The 20,181-nt window shown below is 60.2% G+C and carries 15 protein-coding genes and 1 riboswitch; of the genes, 14 read left to right on the top strand and 1 reads right to left on the bottom strand.

The features are described 5' to 3' along the window. Positions 1-99 precede the first annotated feature (99 nt). The 3 genes from ACFOOR_RS05110 (at position 100) to moaA (ending at position 4,710) form a co-directional block, all read left to right on the top strand. Positions 100-2,295 carry an adenosylcobalamin-dependent ribonucleoside-diphosphate reductase gene (locus tag ACFOOR_RS05110; RefSeq protein ID WP_236956163.1) on the top strand — a complete coding sequence of 732 codons (2,196 nt, stop codon included), beginning with the start codon at positions 100-102 and terminating at the stop codon, positions 2,293-2,295. A gap of 20 nt (positions 2,296-2,315) precedes the next feature. After that, a complete protein-coding gene (locus tag ACFOOR_RS05105; protein ID WP_236956161.1) occupies positions 2,316-3,512 on the top strand; it encodes an NnrS family protein in 1,197 nt (398 codons plus the stop codon). Between the two features lie 82 nt (positions 3,513-3,594). Further along, a riboswitch (molybdenum cofactor riboswitch) is annotated at positions 3,595-3,726 on the top strand. After that, positions 3,718-4,710: a GTP 3',8-cyclase MoaA gene (gene moaA / locus ACFOOR_RS05100; RefSeq protein WP_236956159.1), complete on the top strand. Its 993-nt coding sequence runs from the start codon at positions 3,718-3,720 to the stop codon at positions 4,708-4,710. (Overlaps the previous riboswitch by 9 nt.) 3 nt (positions 4,711-4,713) lie before the next feature. Here the strand turns inward: moaA and ftrB are convergent, their stop codons facing one another. Next, a complete protein-coding gene (gene ftrB, locus ACFOOR_RS05095; RefSeq protein WP_236956158.1) occupies positions 4,714-5,481 on the bottom strand; it encodes a transcriptional activator FtrB in 768 nt (255 codons plus the stop codon). Positions 5,482-5,761: 280 nt separating this feature from the next. On the opposite strand from ftrB, the gene ACFOOR_RS05090 reads away from it, so the two are divergent. The 11 genes from ACFOOR_RS05090 to ACFOOR_RS05040 are packed head-to-tail and all read left to right on the top strand — an operon-like array spanning position 5,762 to position 20,127. Beyond that, positions 5,762-8,497 (top strand): nitrate/nitrite transporter, encoded by a 2,736-nt coding sequence (locus tag ACFOOR_RS05090; RefSeq protein WP_236956155.1) that lies wholly within the window; start codon positions 5,762-5,764, stop codon positions 8,495-8,497. Between the two features lie 16 nt (positions 8,498-8,513). Continuing rightward, positions 8,514-12,248: a nitrate reductase subunit alpha gene (locus ACFOOR_RS05085; protein ID WP_343165450.1), complete on the top strand. Its 3,735-nt coding sequence runs from the start codon at positions 8,514-8,516 to the stop codon at positions 12,246-12,248. After that, positions 12,245-13,774, top strand: a complete 1,530-nt coding sequence (gene narH, locus ACFOOR_RS05080) for a nitrate reductase subunit beta (protein ID WP_236956151.1) — start codon at positions 12,245-12,247, stop codon at positions 13,772-13,774. The genes ACFOOR_RS05085 and narH overlap by 4 nt, the downstream gene beginning before the upstream one ends. Before the next feature lie 3 nt (positions 13,775-13,777). Then, positions 13,778-14,461: a nitrate reductase molybdenum cofactor assembly chaperone gene (narJ, locus tag ACFOOR_RS05075; protein WP_343165451.1), complete on the top strand. Its 684-nt coding sequence runs from the start codon at positions 13,778-13,780 to the stop codon at positions 14,459-14,461. Further along, entirely contained in the window at positions 14,458-15,657 is a 1,200-nt protein-coding gene (locus ACFOOR_RS05070) for a hypothetical protein (RefSeq protein ID WP_236956147.1), read from the top strand. Before narJ ends, ACFOOR_RS05070 begins: the two co-directional genes overlap by 4 nt. 24 nt (positions 15,658-15,681) lie before the next feature. Continuing rightward, positions 15,682-16,452, top strand: coding sequence for a respiratory nitrate reductase subunit gamma (narI, locus tag ACFOOR_RS05065; RefSeq protein ID WP_236956146.1), 771 nt, complete (start codon positions 15,682-15,684; stop codon positions 16,450-16,452). Further along, positions 16,449-17,576 carry a peptidylprolyl isomerase gene (locus ACFOOR_RS05060; RefSeq protein ID WP_236956145.1) on the top strand — a complete coding sequence of 376 codons (1,128 nt, stop codon included), beginning with the start codon at positions 16,449-16,451 and terminating at the stop codon, positions 17,574-17,576. The genes narI and ACFOOR_RS05060 overlap by 4 nt, the downstream gene beginning before the upstream one ends. A 23-nt stretch (positions 17,577-17,599) precedes the next feature. Continuing rightward, complete coding sequence (locus ACFOOR_RS05055; RefSeq protein WP_343165452.1) at positions 17,600-18,160, top strand: hemerythrin domain-containing protein; 561 nt, start codon at positions 17,600-17,602, stop codon at positions 18,158-18,160. Further along, positions 18,157-18,795: a carbonic anhydrase gene (locus ACFOOR_RS05050; RefSeq protein WP_236956143.1), complete on the top strand. Its 639-nt coding sequence runs from the start codon at positions 18,157-18,159 to the stop codon at positions 18,793-18,795. The genes ACFOOR_RS05055 and ACFOOR_RS05050 overlap by 4 nt, the downstream gene beginning before the upstream one ends. Continuing rightward, a complete protein-coding gene (mobA, locus tag ACFOOR_RS05045; protein WP_236956142.1) occupies positions 18,788-19,366 on the top strand; it encodes a molybdenum cofactor guanylyltransferase in 579 nt (192 codons plus the stop codon). Before ACFOOR_RS05050 ends, mobA begins: the two co-directional genes overlap by 8 nt. Positions 19,367-19,425: 59 nt before the next feature. Then, on the top strand, positions 19,426-20,127 hold the full coding sequence (locus ACFOOR_RS05040; RefSeq protein ID WP_343165453.1) for an IS6 family transposase: 702 nt from the start codon (positions 19,426-19,428) through the stop codon (positions 20,125-20,127). The last annotated feature ends 54 nt before the right edge of the window (positions 20,128-20,181 follow it).

The raw sequence follows: 20,181 nt of genomic DNA, 5'->3' as shown, positions 1-20,181 counted from the left end.
GGATTCAGCGCAGTCGCAGTCGGCGCGCATCCTTCAAGACGCCGCACCGAATCACAAATCCTGACCGTTCCTTTGCATTGAGAAACAGGAACGAAACCGATGCCCCTCGATACGACACTCGCGGAAGAAATCTGGGACAAGAAATACCGCTTCCGATCCGACACGGGCGAGGATGCCGACCTTGCGGCCACGCTCGACCGCGTTGCGGACGCGGTTGCCAAGGCTGAAAAGCCCGCGAACCGCAAGTTTTGGCGGGCTCGGTTCCGCGAGGCGCTGACGGATTTCCGCTTCATTCCTGCGGGTCGGATTCTCGCCGGTGCCGGGACGCAGCGGAATGTGACCTTGTTCAACTGCTTTGTCATGGGTGCCATACCCGACAGCCTTCCCGAAATCTTCGAGCATTTGCGCGAAGCCGCCATAACGATGCAGCAGGGAGGCGGGGTCGGAATGGATTTTTCGACGATCCGGCCTTCGGGTGCGCCAGTGAAGGGCGTGGGCGCGCAGGCGTCAGGACCGTTGTCATTCATGGATACATGGGATGCCATGTGCAGGACCATCATGTCCGCCGGTCAGCGGCGGGGAGCCATGATGGGGTGCTTGCGTATCGATCATCCTGATATCGAGGCCTTCATTGACGCCAAGCGCGATGGGCAACGGTTCAGGAACTTCAATCTTTCGGTGCTGGTCACCGACGCGTTCATGGCGGCGCTGGAACGCAATGACGATTGGGCGCTCTCTTTCAATGGCCAGACCTATCGCACGCTACCTGCCTCGGACCTGTGGAACCGCCTCATGCAGGCGACCTATGACGCGGCCGAGCCGGGCGTAATCTTCGTCGACCGGGTGAACGCGCTCAACAATCTGGCCGATATCGAGAGGATCTCTGCGTCGAATCCCTGCGGCGAGCAGATGCTTCCACCTTACGGTGCTTGCCTTTTGGGCTCGGTCAATCTCGCGCGGCTTGTCGGCTCGCCCTTCGAACCGGGTGCCAGCATAGACGAGGGAGAACTCGAAGCACTGACGGAAACCGCCATTCGGTTCCTCGACAATGTGATCGACATTTCCCGATTTCCGCTCAACGCTCAGGAGAAGGAGGCCCGTTCCAAACGCCGGATCGGTCTTGGAATCACGGGGCTTGCCGACGCGTTGATCTTTTGCGGCGCCGCCTATGGCTCGGACGAGGCGGTTGCACTGACCGAGCGGTGGATGGGCTCGATCAAGCGAGCGGCCTATCGCACATCGGCAAGACTTGCTGCGGAAAAGGGAACGTATCCGCTCTACGATCAGGCCGTTCTGGATCGGCCGAATCTTGTGACCCTCGATGATGAGACCCGGGCGCTGATTGCGGAACATGGCTTGCGCAATGGGTGCCTGACATCGATCGCGCCGACCGGAACGACGTCGCTCCTTGCCGACAACGTGTCCTCCGGAGTCGAACCCGTTTTTGCCTTCTCATACGCCCGGAAGGTGCGCCAGGCCGATGGCTCAAGCGTCGAGGAACCCGTTACCGACTACGCGCTCCGGGTCTGGCACAATCTCTACGGCGAAACGCCTCCGCCCGACCACGTGTTTGTCAGCGCGCAAACCCTGGCGCCGGAGGATCATCTGCGGATGCAAGCGTGCGCCCAGAGATTTATCGACAGCTCCATCTCGAAGACGGTGAATTGTCCGGCCGATATCAATTTCGAAACATTCAAGGATGTCTACCTCCAAGGCTACCTGCTCGGCTGCAAGGGGCTGACGACTTATCGACCGAATGCGATCACGGGATCGGTGCTTTCGGTTAAAGACGCGCCTGTGACGTCGGACGCACAGCACGCGCCTCTGACACCGCGCGCGCGCCGGCTCGAAGGGGTGACCTACAAGCTGAAATGGCCTCCCAGCGCCCATGCCGTCTACGTGACCATCAACGATGCAGATGACGGACAGGGGCCTCGACCTTTCGAAATGTTCGTCAATTCCAAGAACATGGATCACTATCCTTGGACCCTTGCGTTGACACGTATGGTTTCGGCCGTGTTCCGGCGCGGCGGCGATGTGCGCTTTGTTGCCGAGGAACTGCAAGCAGTGTTCGACCCCCAGGGCGGGGCGTTTATGGATGGACGGTATGTCCCGTCTCTTCCGGCGGCGATTGGCCGGATTGTGGCTGAGCACCTTGACGAAGCGGGCGGTATCGAACCGGCAAATGCGAGCGCGTCCGATGCGTCCTGCTGCCCGAAGTGCGGTCAGAAATCGCTGATCCGCAAGGAAGGCTGTGACACCTGCCTCGACTGTGGTCACTCGAAGTGCGGCTGAGACCGTGAAAGGAAAAAAGAATGGCGACCAGCGCTGAACGGATACGCGCCTATAAGGGACCGGCCCTGTTCAGCCTGGGCCTGCGGCCCTTCTTCCTCTTGGGGGCGATCTGGTCGGCGATCGCCGTGCCGCTCTGGATCGTCACTTATGCGCTAGGGCCGGACGCTCTGCCGGTGGAGGCGGGGCTCGACTTCCATGTGCATGAGATGACGTTCGGATATGGCGGGGCAATTGTCGCAGGCTTTCTGCTGACCGCTGTGCCAAACTGGACCGGGCGGCTTCCGGTCTGCGGCGGACCGCTCGTTGCGCTGGTCGCGCTTTGGATCGCGGGCCGCGCGGTCATGCTGTTCCAGCCAGGACCAGTGTGGCTGCCGGGCGCGATCGAGAGCGCATTCCTCGTTTCTTTTGCGGGTCTGATCTGGCGCGAAGTCATCGCCGGAAAGAACACCCGCAACGTGAAAGTCGCGGCCGCAGTCAGCGCGCTCGCGATCGCCAACATGGCCTTTCACTGGACGAGCGTCATGTCGGGCGGAATGCCGCAAATTGCGATCCGGACTGGGCTTGCGGCGCTTCTGTTCCTGATCCTGCTGATCGGCGGGCGCATCACGCCAAGCTTCACCCGCAACTGGCTCGGCAAGCGAGGCGGAGCGATGCCCGCGCCCGCAGGACGCTATGACAGCGCGGTGTTGATTGTTTCACTGGCCGCACTGGCGGGTTGGGCAGTGACCGACGGAACGCCTGTCGCCTCTGTGCTGCTCGTCGCAGCGGGACTTTTGAATCTGGCGCGTCTGGCGCGGTGGCAGGTACAGCGCACACTTGCCGAACCGCTTGTAACCATCCTGCATGCAGGATACGCATGGGCGGCGGTGGCGCTCCTGCTACTGGGTTTCAGCGGGCTGTTTCCTGAAGTCATCCCGCGCGTTGCAGGAGTTCACGCGGTCGGCGCAGGCGCGATCGGGGTGATGACTCTGGCTGTCATGACGCGGGCGACTTTGGGACACACCGGTCTGGGACTGCACGCCGGTTGGGCGACCGTCCTCATCTATGTGCTCGTAAATCTGGGCGCATTGATGCGTGTGGCGGCAGCGTTCCAGGAGGCGGCGATCCAGACGCAAACCAACATCGTTGCGGGCGCGGCCTGGTCGGCTGCCTTTGTAACGTTTGCAGTGGTCTATGGCCCAAGGCTGATTTTGCCGCGCTCCAGCCGGTCCCTTTGACTCTTCCCTGGATTTAGCTTGACCACCATCAATCCCGAGTGGAGCGCGCGTCAAAGACATAAGGGACCGCGTTCCCTACCGTGAATTCAATTCGCTCCGAGCCAACGGATCTAAAGCGCGCGGTCTGACTTCGCGCCATGGTTTTTTGGCCGTGGGTGACAGCGGGAAACCCTGTCGCCTCCCGTGCTTGGAAAGGAGCCACGCGATGACGTATCCCGGCGCTGTGGCGGCGGACACTTTCGGGCGCAGGTTCCGCTACCTGCGGCTCTCTGTCACCGAAGTCTGCAATTTCCGTTGCACGTATTGCTTGCCCAACGGCTTTCGCAAATCCGCGGACATGGATTTTCTGACGGTGGATGAAGTGGGGCGGCTGGCGAGAGCGTTCGCAGATCTGGGCATCAGCAAGATCAGGCTGACGGGAGGCGAGCCGACCGTCCGCAAGGACATGACCGATCTGATTGCCGTTGTCGCGGCTCAGCCCGGGATCGAGAAGGTCGCGCTGACGACGAATGGATGGAATCTGTTCCGCCATGTCGAGGATTGGGTGGAAGCCGGGCTGACCCATTTGAACGTCAGCATCGATGCACTGGATCGGGACACCTTCCAGCGCATCACGGGACACGACAGACTCGGTGACGTGCTCGCGGGACTAGAGCGCGCGCAGACACTGTCGTTGCGGTCCGTCAAGGTGAACGCCGTTCTGCTGCGTGACAGCCTTGAAGACGGCTTCTCGGCCTGGACGGAGTTCGTGCGCGAACGCCCCGTCTCGGTGCGGTTCATTGAACTTATGCGCACAGGCGACAACAAAACGTTCTTCGAGAACCAGCATGTCAGCGGCAAGGAGTTGCGCCACTGGCTGGAAAGCCGTGGCTGGACCGCGACAGTGCGCGGCGTCGATGACGGTCCGGCGACCGAATTCGAGCACCCAGATCACGCAGGCCGCATTGGCCTGATAGCCCCGTATGAGTCCGGTTTCTGCGACGGATGCAATCGGTTGCGGGTGACCGCACGAGGGCGGCTGAGACTGTGCCTGTTCGGACAGGGAGAGCGGAATCTGCGAGACCTGCTTGAGCACGACGCGGATGCCGAAACCCTGAAGGCGCGTGTCCTCGAGGCACTCGTAATCAAACCCGCCGGGCACACCCTTCATGCCGGCGATCCGGGCGACATGATGAATCTCGCACAGGCAGGCGGCTAAGCACTAACTTCGGTCAAGCGTGCCGCGCTGTCTTTCGGTAAACGCCTTGCCAAACTCGTTCCTGCTCTGAGCATAGTGATTGTCGATCAGGGGGCTCGGACGGGCGAGACGCTCGAGGGCGGCCGGCTTTTCAATGTGCACACGGGCCCCTTCGACAGAAACGCCCTGTGCGTGGAGCTTGGCGAACGCGCGCGAGAGATTCTCCGGCGTCATTCCGAGAAGCGAAGCCAGTATCCGCTTTTCGTGCGGCAGGACGATCGTGTCCGTCTCGCCCTGTCTGACCCTTTGGGTGAGCAGATAATTGGCCAGGCGTTCGGTTGAATCCCGGAGCTTCTGGTTCTTGATCGCACGCACCAGTCCCCGGTAGCAGCCAGATAGCTCTTCGGAAATCGCGAAGCCAAACGCTGAATCTTGTTTCATCGCGCTGCGCAAGGATTCGCCGGGAATCATCAGGATTTCCGATTTTTCAAGCGTGACAGCGCTCATCAGTGCGTCAGCGTCGAGTACGACGGCGGCAAGGATGAATGTGGAAACGGGGCGAAGAACCGCGAGTGTCGTATCGCGCGACTTCCATCCGGCACCGAGTTCGACCGATCCTTCAAGAAGCACGTAGAGAAAATCGACCGGATCGCCCTCGAGGAGGAGCGTCGTGTTCGCGGGAAACCGTTGAAGGAACGCGCCGGAAAGCACTCTTTCTCGGGTTGGTGCAGCCGCGTTTGAAAAGAACGAGATGTTGTCAATCCGTTCTGCGTCGCTCGCTCGGATCGGCATGGACAATCATTCCTTTCGCTATCTGAGTTTTGCTATGGGACACCGTTCTCCGCCGGTAGCTTGATCAAAGTCAAGTGTCGGATTGCCGCAGTTCAAGGCGCAGGGCCGTCTCGGTCAACGCGAAGACGGCGCACAATCACCTGTTCGACGATCGATCTCAACTCGGCTCCCAGAACCGCATTTGAGCAAGGGTCCGAGCAAAAAAAGTCAAGGCTTCGTCGTGGCCTGAATGGCAATCGTTTTCCCACTTCTCGCGTTTCCGCGCAGATCGGGGGGTCACATGGCGATTGCTACCACCGCGAATATTCCAGGATCCGGTCGCGCCTTGGGGCTGACCACTTTTGCATTTACGGCCTGTTTTGCAGTCTGGACGATTTTCGCAATTCTCGGGTTGCAGATCCAGGCCGAGCTCGGGCTATCAGAGACCGAATTCGGACTGCTCGTCGGCACGCCGATCCTGACCGGATCGCTTTCCCGACTCGTTCTCGGGATCTGGGCCGACCAATATGGTGGCCGCATCGTCAATCTCGCCGTCATGCTGCTTTCGGCACTTGCCACCTGGCTGCTGACTTTCGCGACGACCTATCCAGAATTTCTGCTTGCCGCGCTCGGAATCGGCCTGGCTGGCGGATCTTTCTCCGTTTCGATCACGTATGTCTCGAAGTTCTTTCCACCAGAGAAGCAGGGCGCTGCTCTCGGCATTGTCGGGGCAGGCAATGTTGGCGCCGCTGTTACCAAGTTTGCCGCTCCGATCGTCATGGCATCACTGGGTTGGGCTGGGGTCGCAAATGTCTGGGCGATCGGACTGGTCATCGTCGCAATCATATTCTTTGTCTTCACTTCGGACGATCCCGAGCTCGCCGAGCGACGCAGGACGGGTGTCAAGCCTCGCAGCTTCGCGTCGCAATTCGAACCACTTCGCAATATCCAGGTCTGGCGGTTCTCACTCTATTATTTCTTCGTCTTCGGAGCCTTCGTTGCGTTGGCCTTGTGGCTGCCGCGCTACCTGATCGGAGTCTACGGTTTTGATGTGAAGACGGCGGGCATGCTGGCCGCTGCGTACTCGGTTCCTGCCTCGATCTTCCGAATTTATGGCGGTCATCTGTCGGATCGCGTCGGCGCACGCACGGTCATGTACTGGACCTTCCTCGTGTCGGTTGCCGTGACCTTCTTCCTGTCCTACCCGCCCACGTCATACGTGGTTGATGGCGTAGACGGCCCGATCAGTTTCCGGCTCGCCACGGGGCCGATCACATTCGTGATCGCAATCTTCGTGCTGGGCTTTTTCATGAGCCTCGGGAAGGCGGCCGTCTACAAGCACATTCCCGTCTACTACCCCAAGGACGTCGGCGCGGTCGGTGGTCTGGTCGGCCTGATGGGCGGACTCGGCGGCTTCTTTCTGCCGATCCTGTTCGGACTGCTGAACGACCTGACCGGCATCTGGACCAGCTGTTTCATGCTTCTGTTCGTGATCGTGGCCGCGTCGCTGATCTGGATGCATCTCGCCATCCGGCACATGGAACGCGAAGCGGTCGGCGACACGCTCGACGCGCTGCCTCAGCTTCCTGAAATGAAGCCGATCCATGGCGAGCGCGAAGCCCGCGCGCTCGCACCGAAACTGATTGAGGACTGGCGGCCTGAGGATCAGGGGTTCTGGGAAACGACCGGGAAGAAGATTGCCGGCCGTAACCTGTGGATTTCGATCCCGGCGCTATTCCTGTCATTTGCGGTCTGGATGGTTTGGTCGGTCGTGGTCGCCAAACTGCCGCAGATCGGTTTTGCCTACTCGACCGATCAGCTGTTCTGGCTTGCGGCCTTGCCGGGCCTGTCGGGCGCCACTCTCCGCATCTTCTACAGCTTCATGGTGCCCATTTTCGGCGGCCGACTCTGGACGACGCTCACCACCTGGTCGCTGTTGCTGCCCGCGATCGGAATTGGTTTTGCTGTTCAGAGTCCCGAGACGCCCTACTGGATCATGCTTGCGCTCGCTCTGCTCTGCGGGTTGGGAGGCGGCAACTTCGCATCCTCGATGTCGAATATCGGCTTCTTCTACCCGAAGCGCGAGAAGGGCAATGCGCTTGCCATGAATGCCGGTCTCGGAAATCTCGGCGTCAGCGCCATGCAGTTTGTCGTGCCGCTCGTCATCACCGTTGGCGTCTTCGGCTTTCTCGGAGGCGAGCCGCAGACAACCGGCGATGGCGGTTCCTTGTTCCTTCAGAATGCCGGCTTCATCTGGGTCCCATTCATCATCGTCAGTGCATTTGCCGCGTGGTTTGGCATGAACGACCTGACGACAGCCAAGGCGTCGTTCGCTGATCAGGCAGTCATTTTCAAGCGCACACACAACTGGATCATGTGCTGGCTCTACACTGGCACATTCGGTTCCTTCATAGGCTTTTCTGCCGCGTTTCCGCTTCTGACCAGAACCCAGTTTCCGGAGATCAACGTCCTGCAAGTGGCCTTTCTCGGGCCACTGGTGGGCGCGCTGTCTCGATCGTTTACCGGCTGGATATCAGACCGCTTTGGCGGCGCGCGCGTAACACTGGTCGTCTTCGTACTGATGATGGTCGGGACGGCAGGCGTTCTCTACTTCCTGTCGATCAGGGACACGTCCGGCGCCTTCGTCGGCTTCTTCGCGTCCTTCATTTTGCTCTTCTTCGCCACGGGTGTGGGCAATGCGTCCACCTTCCAGATGATCCCGGCCATCATGCGAAAAGAGATCGACCGGCTGGAACCCGGCATGAGTGCCCCCGAGCGCCTGCGCCAATCCGAAAAGGAAAGTGCGGCGATAACCGGCTTCACCAGCGCCATCGCTGCCTATGGTGCCTTTTTCATCCCGAAGAGCTTCGGCATGTCGCTATCGGCATCCGGAAGCGCTGCCCCCGCCCTCTACGGCTTCCTCGCTTTCTACGTCTCCTGTCTGCTGATCACCTGGTTCGTCTATGCGCGGCCCGGCGGCCTGCTTTTCGATGTGGAGTCCCGGAAGCGTTCCCGAATCGAAGCCGTCAAAGGCTAGGTAAAGGTCTATCCCAATGAGCCATACACTTGATCGACTGACGTTCTTCAAAAGAAAGACTGAGCTGTTCTCGGATGGCCACGGCGTTCTCAATGACGAGGACCGTACGTGGGAGGAGGCCTATCGGAACCGTTGGCGTCACGACAAGATCGTCCGGTCGACACATGGTGTGAATTGCACCGGATCCTGCTCCTGGAAGATCTACGTCAAAGGCGGCATCGTTACCTGGGAAACCCAGCAGACCGACTATCCGCGGACCCGGGATGACCTGCCCAACCATGAGCCGCGCGGATGTTCCCGGGGTGCCAGCTACAGCTGGTATCTGTACTCGGCCAATCGCGTCAAATACCCGCTGATCCGCGCGCGCCTGCTAAGGGCGTGGCGCGAGGCACGAAAGTCCATGCTGCCTGTTGCAGCATGGAAGTCTATCCAGGACGACCCTGCGAAGCGCAATGACTATGTGACCCGCAGAGGCATGGGCGGTTTCGTCCGGGCCAAGTGGGACGAAGTCAACGAGATCATCGCGGCGGCGAACGCCCACACGATCCGGCAATGGGGACCTGACCGGGTCTTCGGATTTTCGCCAATTCCGGCCATGTCGATGGTCTCCTATGCAGCCGGTGCTCGCTACCTCCAGCTCATTGGTGGGGTCACCGGTTCCTTCTACGACTGGTATTGCGACCTGCCCCCCGCGAGTCCGCAAACCTGGGGCGAACAGACCGACGTTGCCGAGAGCGCCGACTGGTACAACTCGAACTTCCTGATCCTCTGGGGTTCGAACGTTCCTCAGACCCGGACGCCGGACGCTCACTTCTACACCGAGGCGCGCTACAAGGGCGTCAAGTCCGTCGTGATCTGCCCGGACTATTCGGAGGCCTCGAAATTCTCCGACCTCTGGCTCGCCGCGAAGCAAGGCACGGATGCCGCACTCGGCATGGCCTTCGGGCACGTGATCCTGACGGAGTATCATCGCGACCGGCAGGTGCCGTATTTCCGGGATTATGTGCGCCAGTACACCGATCTGCCGCTTCTCGTACGACTTGTCCCTCAGGAGGACGGCTACGTGCCAGAGCGCCTGCTACGCGCTTCCGACTTCGATGGCGCGCTCGGCGAAAGCAACAATCCCGACTGGAAGACCGTCGCACTGGATGAAAGGTCTGGACAGATTGTGGTCCCCAATGGCTCGATCGGCTTCCGATGGGGCGAGGACGGCAAGTGGAATCTCGAGGAGCGTGAAGCAGGCGGCGCCGAAACCGAGTTGCGCCTTGGCCTGAAGGGCGCAGAGGACGAGATCGCGAAGGTACGTTTCCCCTATTTTGCCAATACCGCCTCGAACGGCTTTGCATCGACCGATCACCCGAGCGTCCTTACGCGGAACATTCCCGTCAGGAAACTGAAACTGGCCGACGGCTCGGAGACGCTTGTTGCCTGTGTCTATGACTTGCTGATGGCCAATTACGGGGTCGATCAGGGTTATGGCGGCGAGCACCTGGCGAGCTCCTACGATGACATGGAGCCCTACACGCCCGCCTGGGCTGAAGCCATCACGTCCGTCGCCCGGGCCAATATCATCGCGACCGCCCGTGGTTTCGCCACGAACGCGGAGAAGACCAACGGCAAGTCCATGGTGATCATCGGTGCCGGGATGAACCACTGGTACCACATGGACATGAACTATCGCGCAGTGATGAATATGCTCATCCTGTGCGGTTGCGTAGGTCAGTCGGGTGGCGGTTGGTCGCACTACGTCGGACAGGAAAAGCTTCGTCCGCAGACGGGCTGGGCACCGCTTGCCTTCGCCACCGACTGGGTTCGTCCGCCACGTCAACAGAACTCGACCTCGTTCTTCTACGCACATTCGGACCAGTGGCGGTATGAGACGGTCCCGGTGGGCGAGATTCTTTCGCCTACTGCCGAGACGGGCGACTGGCAGGGCAGCTTCATCGACTACAATGCCAAGGCCGAACGCATGGGGTGGCTGCCGTCCGCTCCGGCTCTCAAGTCCAATCCGCTCGACGTGGCCGCCCGCGCACACGCGGCGGGTCAGGAACCCCGGGATTATGTCGCCCAGGCGCTGAAATCCGGCGATCTGGAAATGTCGTGCATGGACCCGGATGATCCGCACAACTGGCCGCGCAACATGTTTGTCTGGCGGTCCAACCTGCTTGGCTCTTCAGGCAAGGGGCACGAGTACTTTCTAAAGCATCTGCTTGGCACCGATCACGGCGTCCAGGGCAAGGACCTGGGCGAGATGGGGCATGAAAAGCCGCGCGATGTGGCGTGGCATGCCGAGGCACCTCGCGGAAAACTAGACCTCCTCGTGTGCATCGATTTCCGGATGTCGACCACGGCTGTCTATTCCGACATCGTACTGCCGACAGCGACCTGGTACGAGAAGAACGATCTCAACACGTCCGACATGCACCCCTTCATTCATCCGCTGGGGGCGGCCGTGGACCCGGCCTGGGAAAGCCGGACCGACTGGGACATCTTCAAGGGCCTCGCCCGGACATTCTCGGATGTCGCGCCGGAGGTGCTCGGTATCGAAACGGATGTGGTCCTCACTCCGATCCAGCACGACAGCCCCGGTGAACTCGCCCAAACCCATGGCGTGAAGGACTGGTTCAAGGGCGAAATCGACCCGATACCGGGCAAGACGATGCCGGCGATCACGGCGGTCGAGCGGGATTACAGCCAGATCTATGCGAAGTTCACGTCTCTAGGTCCGCTCATGGACCGGTTGGGGAATGGCGGCAAAGGTATCGGCTGGAACACCGGGCATGAAGTCGAGAAGCTTGCCTCGCTCAATGGCACGGTCCTTGACGAAACAGTAGCGAAGGGTCGCCCCAGGATCGTGTCCGATATCGATGCCTGCGAGACGATCCTGATGCTCGCCCCAGAGACCAATGGCGAAGTGGCCATCAAGTCCTGGGAAGCGCTGGAAAAGCAGACCGGGCGCGAGCACACTCACCTCGCCCGGCCCAAGGAAGACGAGAAAATCCGCTTCCGCGACATCGTGGCCCAACCGCGCAAGATCATCACTTCTCCGACCTGGTCCGGGATCGAGAGCGAGCACGTAAGCTACAATGCCGGTTACACCAACGTTCACGAACTCATCCCGTGGCGAACGCTGACCGGCCGCCAGCAGCTCTATCAGGATCACGACTGGATGCGGGCTTTCGGCGAGACGTTGGTCGTCTACAAGCCGCCGATCGATCTCAAGACCCTACACGTCAAGGGCGCGAAGCCGAACGGAAATACAGAGATCACCCTCAATTTCATCACTCCTCACCAGAAGTGGGGTATCCATTCTACCTACACTGACAACCTGCTGATGCTCACCTTGAACCGGGGCGGGCCCGTGGTCTGGGTTTCGGAAACCGACGCCCGTCGCGCGGGCATCGTCGACAATGACTGGGTTGAGGTCTTCAACGCCAACGGCGCACTCACCGCCCGGGCGGTCGTCTCTCAGCGAATCCGCGAGGGCACGATGTTCATGTACCACGCGCAGGAGAAGATCGTGAACACGCCTGGCTCCGAGATTACCGGCAAGCGCGGCGGCATCCATAACTCGGTGACCCGCGCAATCCTCAAGCCGACGCACATGATCGGCGGATATGCACAGCTCGCCTACGGCTTCAACTATTACGGCACGGTCGGTTCGAACCGGGACGAATTCATTGTTCTCCGCAAGATGAACAAGGTCGACTGGCTTGACACTCCCGCCGCTCAACTGGAGGGCGCAAAATGAAAATCCGTGCACAAATCGGAATGGTTCTAAATCTCGACAAGTGTATCGGCTGTCACACTTGCTCGGTCACTTGCAAGAACGTCTGGACTAGCCGCGAGGGCGTTGAATACGCTTGGTTCAACAATGTTGAAACCAAGCCTGGTGTCGGATTCCCCAAGGACTGGGAAAATCAGAAGCGCTGGAATGGCGGTTGGCGTCGTAAAAAGAATGGAAGAATCGAACCCAGGATGGGCGCCAAATGGCGCATTCTTTCGAAGATTTTCGCGAACCCGGATCTGCCTGAAATAGACGACTATTATGAGCCGTTCGACTTCGACTACGCGCATCTTCAGACCGCCCCCGAGATGACGGCTTTCCCGACGGCGCGGCCCCGTTCGAAGATCACCGGCGAACGCATGGAAAAGATCGAATGGGGTCCCAACTGGGAGGAAATCCTCGGCGGAGAATTCGAAAAGCGCAGCGCTGACTACAATTTCGAAGGTGTCGAAAAGGCGATCTATGGCGCATTCGAACAGACCTTCATGATGTATCTGCCGCGCCTGTGCGAGCACTGCCTCAACCCGACCTGCGTGGCTGCCTGCCCGTCTGGCGCGATCTACAAGCGCGAAGAGGATGGCATCGTCCTGATTGACCAGGACAAGTGCCGCGGCTGGCGGATGTGCGTGTCGGCCTGCCCCTACAAGAAGGTCTATTACAATTGGGAGAGCGGAAAGTCCGAGAAGTGCACGTTCTGCTATCCCCGAATGGAAGTCGGTCAGCCGACAGTCTGTTCTGAAACCTGTGTCGGACGGATCCGGTATCTCGGCGTGCTGCTCTATGATGCCGACCGGATCGAAGCTGCTGCTTCGACCCCCGACGAGCAGGATCTCTACCAGGCGCAACTCGACGTCTTTCTTGATCCCAACGACCCGGAAGTTATCGCCCAGGCGCGCGCCGACGGAGTGCCGGAGGCCTGGATTACGGCTGCGCAGCAAAGCCCGGTCTACAAGATGGCTATGGAGTGGAAAGTCGCCTTTCCGCTTCACCCGGAATACCGAACCCTTCCGATGGTTTGGTACGTCCCGCCGCTCTCCCCCATTCAGTCGGCCGCAGCCGCCGGCGCACTGGAATCCGATGGGGACATGCCTGATGTGGCATCGATGCGGATTCCGGTTCGGTACCTCGCCAATCTCCTGACTGCTGGAAAGGAAGAGCCTGTTGTAGCCGCACTGGAACGCATGATGGCGATGCGCAAATACATGCGCGCGAAAAGCGTTGAGGGGGTAATCGATCATCCCACCGCAGCGCGCGTTGGAATGACCGCACAGCAGATCGACGAAATGTATCGCTACATGGCGATCGCCAATTACGAGGACCGTTTCGTCATTCCCACGACCCACCGCGAGACGAGCGAGGACGCCTACGATCTTCGTGGCGATTGCGGCTTCACCTTTGGCAACGACTGCTCCGGCGGCCGTACCGAGCTTGGCCTCTTTGGCAAGGACAAGCGCCCGCGGGCCAAAACAAAGACGCCGATGGAGATGTGACCGATGGCCATGACCTATCGAGCGCTCTCGCGCCTCCTGTCATATCCCGAAGCCCCGCTTCAGTCCGAAGCAGGTCTTTGTGTCGACGTGATCCGGGACGAGGGGTTGGTGCCGGAACGGATCGTTACTTCGCTCCGGAAGCTCGCGGTACATATCGCGGGCAGTGATCTCTATTCGGCGCAGGCCGCATACGTCGATCTGTTCGACCGCACGCGAAGTGTCTCCCTGCATCTGTATGAGCACGTGCATGGCGAAAGCCGGGAAAGAGGACCGGCTCTGGTTGGTCTCGTCGAGCTCTACCGGTCGCGCGGACTTGAGCTCGATGTCAGCGACCTGCCAGATTACCTTCCCGTATTTCTCGAATTCCTTTCGATCATTCCGGACGCTGAAGCAGCCGGGCTGATCGGAGAGGCGGCTCATGTCCTTGAAGCGATCGCCGAGCGTCTGAAGAAAAGGCAAAGCCCGTATCGGGCAATCTTCGGTGCCTTGCTGGCGATATCCGACCGGCCGGCTGATCGTGCGGCCGTCGCCGATCTCCTCGCCATTAACGACGATGACCCCAACGATCTCGCCGCCCTCGACGCGGCCTGGGAAGAGGAGGCGGTAACCTTCGGTCCCGGAACGGCCAGTGACGGCTGCCCAAAGGCACAATCCATGCTGAACACGATGCAGGGGACACGGCAATGACCAGCAACCTGGTGTCCTGTTGGTCTGGCGCGGCATGTCTCGCGCTGGCCTGTTCCGCCACGGCGTACGGCGACGACACCCGCATGGAGCCCATTCTCGACCTGCGTCTGCGGGCAGAGCAGGTCGACCAGGCGGGGCTGGAGAACACGACAGCGGTAACGCTCCGTGGCCGTTTTGGCTTCCAGCTTCAATTCTTGAGCGGGTGGAGCTTCCTTGCGGAAGCTGAGGCGGTTGAACACCTTGGCGGTGACTTCTCTGACACGGTCAACACCATTGGCGGACGGGCGGTCGTAGCCGATCCCGAAGCATTCGAGCTCAACCGGTTCCAGGTCTCTTGGGCAGGAGAGACCGCCAACCTGACGCTCGGCCGTCAACGCATCGTGTTCGATGACGCGCGCCTGGTTGGGAATGTGGGCTTTCGCCAGAACGAGCAGACGTTCGATGCGGTGCGTGTCGGATACACGGGCATGGCCGATATCGCGATGGATTATGTCTATGTCGGACGGGTTCACCGGATATTTGGTGACGACTCGCCCATGGGTGAATTCGAAAGCGACTCCCACATATTCCGGATTGGCGCCGAAACCCCGGCGGGTGAAATAAGCGCATCGATCCTGCTGCTTGATTTTGAAAACGCACCGGCTGCGTCATCGCAGACCTATTCGTTGCGATGGTCAGAGAGCTGGACATTTGAAGCCGGCACATTGGGTGCAACCGCGCAACTCGCCTTGCAAGACGCTTATCGAGGCGGTGGCCCGGCTTCGGAACTCGGCTTCCAGTCGGTTGGAGCAACTTTTACGCGCGGTGACATCACGGCTTTTGCGGGCGCCGACGTTCTCGAAGGCTCTGGCGGACAAGCCTTTTCGACGCCGTTGGCGACTCTGCATGCGTTCCAGGGTTGGGCAGACGTGTTCCTGACAACACCCGGCCAGGGTCTACGCGACTTGAGTTTCGGGATGCGCGGCCGGGGAGTGAATATCGTGTCCGGAGCGCCAGCCGCAAACTGGGCGGTCGTTTACCATGACTTTGAATCGGACAACGGGTCAGTGTCGTTCGGACGGGAATTCGACGCCGTCTTCCGTGTTCCGGTCAATGACTGGCTGGCGGTCGAGCTCAAGGGAGCGCGGTTTGAAGGAGAACAGCCTGCCTTTCCCGACAGGACAAAAATCTGGCTGTCGATCGAAGCGAATTTCTAGCCAGTTCATTCATGGAGACCACTTATGGCCCAGGAACATGTAACAACAATCGCGAGTGCCGGCTGGTTCGACCAGGCCATGTTCGGGTACTACCCCTACATCGCTTTGGCCGTACTGGTGATCGGGTCGGTTCTGAGATTTGACCGCGAACCCTATACGTGGCGCTCGGGATCATCTCAGCTTCTGCGCCGTCAGCAGTTGATGATCGGCTCTGTTCTTTTCCACGTCGGTGTACTGGCGATTTTCGCGGGTCATTTTGTCGGGCTTCTGACGCCAATCCAGATCTTTGACGCGCTCGGCATCAGTCACGGCGCCAAACAGATGCTCGCAATCGTCGCCGGCGGGATCGCAGGCCTGATGGCGATCTCTGGAGCGCTGATCCTCCTTCATCGCAGGCTTTTTGACCCCCGTATCCGCGCGACATCCAGCTTTGGGGATACGGCGATCCTGGCCATCCTGACGACCCAGCTTGTTCTCGGACTTTCGACCATTCCCCTGTCGTCTCAACATCTCGACGGTTCGGAGATGGTGAAATTCATGACGTGGGCACAAGGCATCTTCACCTTCCAGCCGGGTGCCGCTGATCATGTCGCCGGAGTGCACTGGATCTTCAAGGCGCACCTGATCCTTGGCCTGACCATCTTCCTGATCTTCCCCTTCACCCGGCTTGTGCACATGCTCTCGGCCCCGGTCTGGTTTCTCGGCCGTCGTGGATGGCAGATCGTCCGAACGCGCCGCGGTCTGCCAGGCTCAGGCAAGCCTCACCACGGTACGAAACAGGAGACCGTTCGATGACTGCCCCCGCCTCCGTCTTTCATGGCGTTGAAGTTCCGGAATCGCTTCTCGCGGCCGAGATGCAACACCATCAGGCTGGGTCGTTCGCCGAGTCCCGAAAGCAGGCCGGCCGTGCGCTGGCCGTTCGAGCCGTCCTGCTGGACCTTGCGCGGCGGAACGGAGTGAAAGCTGTTCCCCAGAAAAATGCAGATGGTCAGGAGGAAACGCAGGAAGAGGCCCTGATCCGGGAGGCGCTCTCAAGCGCTCTTGATCCGGAACCGGCAACGGCCGATGAAATCCGGGCGGTTTACGATGCGCATCCCGAGGGTTTCCATTCGCCCGATCTGGTCGAGGCTTCGCACATCTTGCTGTCTCCATCGGGGGACGCTCCCGGCGACTGGGACGACGCGCTCGGACTGGCTGCAGGGCTCGTGACGCAGCTTGCCGGTGATCCCGGCGCATTCGCGCGGCTGGCTGCCGCACACTCCGCGTGCGCATCGGCGAGCGAGGGCGGCGCGCTCGGTCAACTTGGGCCCGGTGATGTCGTCGCGCCCGTGTGGGACGCGCTCATGTCCCTGGATGTGGGAGGGGTCACGGCGCAGCCCGTTCGAAGCCGGTACGGCTGGCACATTCTGCGCCTCGATCAGCGCGAGTCCGGACAACGCCTGCCTTTCGAATACGTGAAGTCGCACATCGCCATGCGGCTCGATTCCAAGGCCTGGTCGATCGCCGCATTGGAACTGATCGATCAACTCCTCGCACAGTCGGCCGAGTCATTGAAGCTGAAACTGGATAGTGACGGGAAGCTTGATTTGAACGGGGGAACGGTAGCCCGGGCCGGCGCCATGCTCGGCAGCGTCATATCGAACGCAAGTGCGGCATATGCCTCGCTTGACGAGGCAACCCGCGCGATCGTCCACGCCGCCGCCGAAAGAGAGTCGGCAGCACCGGAGGAAGTGTTGCGCACGGCGATCAATCGCTTTCTTGCCCAGGCGGACGATGAATTGTGGACCCGCGTACTCTCGAAATTCCGCGACGGGGAGGAGCCGCTTGCTGCGCTCCTGACGATCATCGTCAACCAGCAATTGCCGCCGGTCAGGACGAGCCACACTCTTATCTCGTTGCGAGATCGCATGAACGCCTAGACCGAAGCAGAAGGACGGCTCCAATGGCAGAAAAAGCGAAACGCGCAGGACTTGAACCGATGCCGCTCGATCTGCTGAACGAGCCGCTGGTCTGGTTATTCGCCGAACACTATCGACACAGGGACATCTGTGCGCGTCTGACGCGTCTTTCGACAGAAGTCGTCTGCGACGAACCGGCCCTCAGGGAAGTGATCGACTTCTTCGAGATCGACCTCCCGCTTCACATCATCGATGAGGAAGACGATCTCTTTCCGCTTCTGCGGCGACGATGCGAGCCGGAGGACCAGATCGAGCGGGTCTTGGGTATGCTTTCGCTGGATCATTCGCGCGACCAGACGGCGGCTGCGAAGGTCAAGGACTTGATGGAGCGGGCGCTCGAAAAGCAGACCGGACTCGCGTGTCTGGCTGATGCGGGTACGATTATCGCCAACTTCTGTGCGCTTCAGAAGAATCATATCGCACTGGAAAACGCCGTCGTTCTGCCGATCGCGAGATTGCGGCTGTCGGATACTGACCTGGGTGCGCTATCGAAACGGCTGTCGGCCCGCAGGGGGCGGTTCGTCACGACCGGGTCCGAAGAATGATCGATCGCCTGCTCGACAACAATCTCTCCTGGGCGGCCACGCGTGTCCGGATCGATCCGGGCTATTTTCAGAGACTTTCGCTTCAGCAATCCCCCGAATATCTTTGGATCGGATGCAGCGACAGCCGGGTACCTGCGAACGAAATCGTTGGGCTGGATCCGGGGGAACTATTCGTTCACAGGAATATTGCCAATCTCGCGCCGCCGCGCGACATCAACTTCCTTTCCGTCTTGCAGTACTCGATCGACATCCTGAAGGTTCGGCACATCATTGTGTGCGGGCATTATGGGTGCGGAGGTGTTCGCGCCGCGTTGACGGAACAGCGATACGGATTGATCGATCACTGGCTCCAGCCGGTCGCCGACCTCGCCCACGAACACGAATCGCATTTGCAGGCGATTTCGGACTTCGATACGCGGGTCAATGTCGCCTGCGAACACAATGTACGAACTCAGGTCGAATCTCTGGGCAAGAATCCGTTCGTCAAGGATGCATGGCGCCGCGGTCAGAAGCTTTCCATCCACGGATGGATCTACTCGATACGGGATGGACTCCTGCGCAATCTCGAAATTTCGGTCGATCGCCCGAAGGCCGTTGACGCGCTCAGCAAGCGACCCTGGTTTCCGGATGACTGATTGCGGAATCGCCATTCTCGCAGGCGGAGAGGGACAACGCATCGGCGGGCACAAGCCTGAAAGACTGCTCAAAGGCAAACGTCTGATCGAACATGTGCTCGACAGGATCGATGCCACGTCGCGCCGCTGCGTGATATGCGTCCGGGAAACAGGACAGGTTGCCAATCCGAACGTTCCGGAAATTCTGGATCAAGCCGACATTCCTGGACCATTGGCCGCAGTCATCCCGGCCCTCGCTTGGGCGAACCGGGAACTTCTGTCCGGCATCGTCACAGTGCCGTGCGACATGCCCTATCTCCCGGTCGATCTGCCAAATCGTCTCGTGAACGGCTCCGCAGGACGATCGCGTCCGGCCTTTGCTGTCTGTGGCGGTCAACTCCACCCGGTTTGCGCGTTCTGGCCGACCACGGCGATTGACCGGGTCACGGCATTCGCGACTGGAGGTCGGGCAAGCCTTCGCGATGCGCTTGCCTTCTGCGGCGCAGTCGAAGTGACATGGCCAGATGCCGAACGGAGCCTCTTCCTCAACATCAATTCGGTCGAAGATCTCCACCGGGCTGAGTGGGAATAAGGCGGTCGACACTGTCAGAGGAAACCCGGCGTTAGCCGGATGGCCGTCATCGTGAGCGGATGAGCACGAACCCGTTTCGGTATTTCAAGACGTCGCCTGAGGTCATTCGGCTTGCGGTGATGATGTATGTCCGGTTCCCTCTGTCCCTGCGGAACGTGGAGGATCTGCTCCACGAGCGCGGGATCGAGTTGAGCCACGAAACGGTCCGGTATTGGTGGAACCGATTCGGACCGATGTTCGCGGCCGAGATTAGGCGCAAACGCGCGAGCCGGCTTCGGGCCTGGCCTCAATGGCAATGGCACCTCGACGAGATGTTCGTGAAGATCAACGGCGTGACCCACTACCTCTGGCGCGCCGTCGATCACGAAGGTGAAGTCCTCGAGGCCTACGTCACCAATCGCCGGGATCGCCAGGCTGCATTGAAGTTTCTACGCAAGGCGATGAAGCGGTATGGCCAGCCGAAGGCCTTCGTGACGGACAGGCTTCGGTCCTACCGGGCGGCGTTCAAACAGTTGGGGATTGAAGTCGATCAGGAGGTCGGCCGCTGGCTCAACAACAGGGTCGAGAACAGCCATCTACCACTTCGAAGGCGAGAGCGGGCGATGCTCCGCTTCCGGCAGATGCGAAGTCTTCAGAAGTTCGCCGCCGTCCACTCTTCCGTCCACAATCACTTCAATCTCGACCGCCACCTCAACTCCCGCGACCGGTTCAAGGAAAACCGGCAGGCCGCCTTGGCCGAGTGGCGGCAGCTCGCCGCCTGATCAGGGCCGCTCTACCTCTAACAGAGACCGGTTCGCTTTTGTCTGACAGCACCG

This window comes from Hyphobacterium vulgare, assembly GCF_042643335.1.
In the GTDB taxonomy this organism is placed as follows: Bacteria; Pseudomonadota; Alphaproteobacteria; order Caulobacterales; family Maricaulaceae; genus Hyphobacterium; species Hyphobacterium vulgare.
This window is presented reverse-complemented; position numbering and strand designations above follow the sequence as displayed.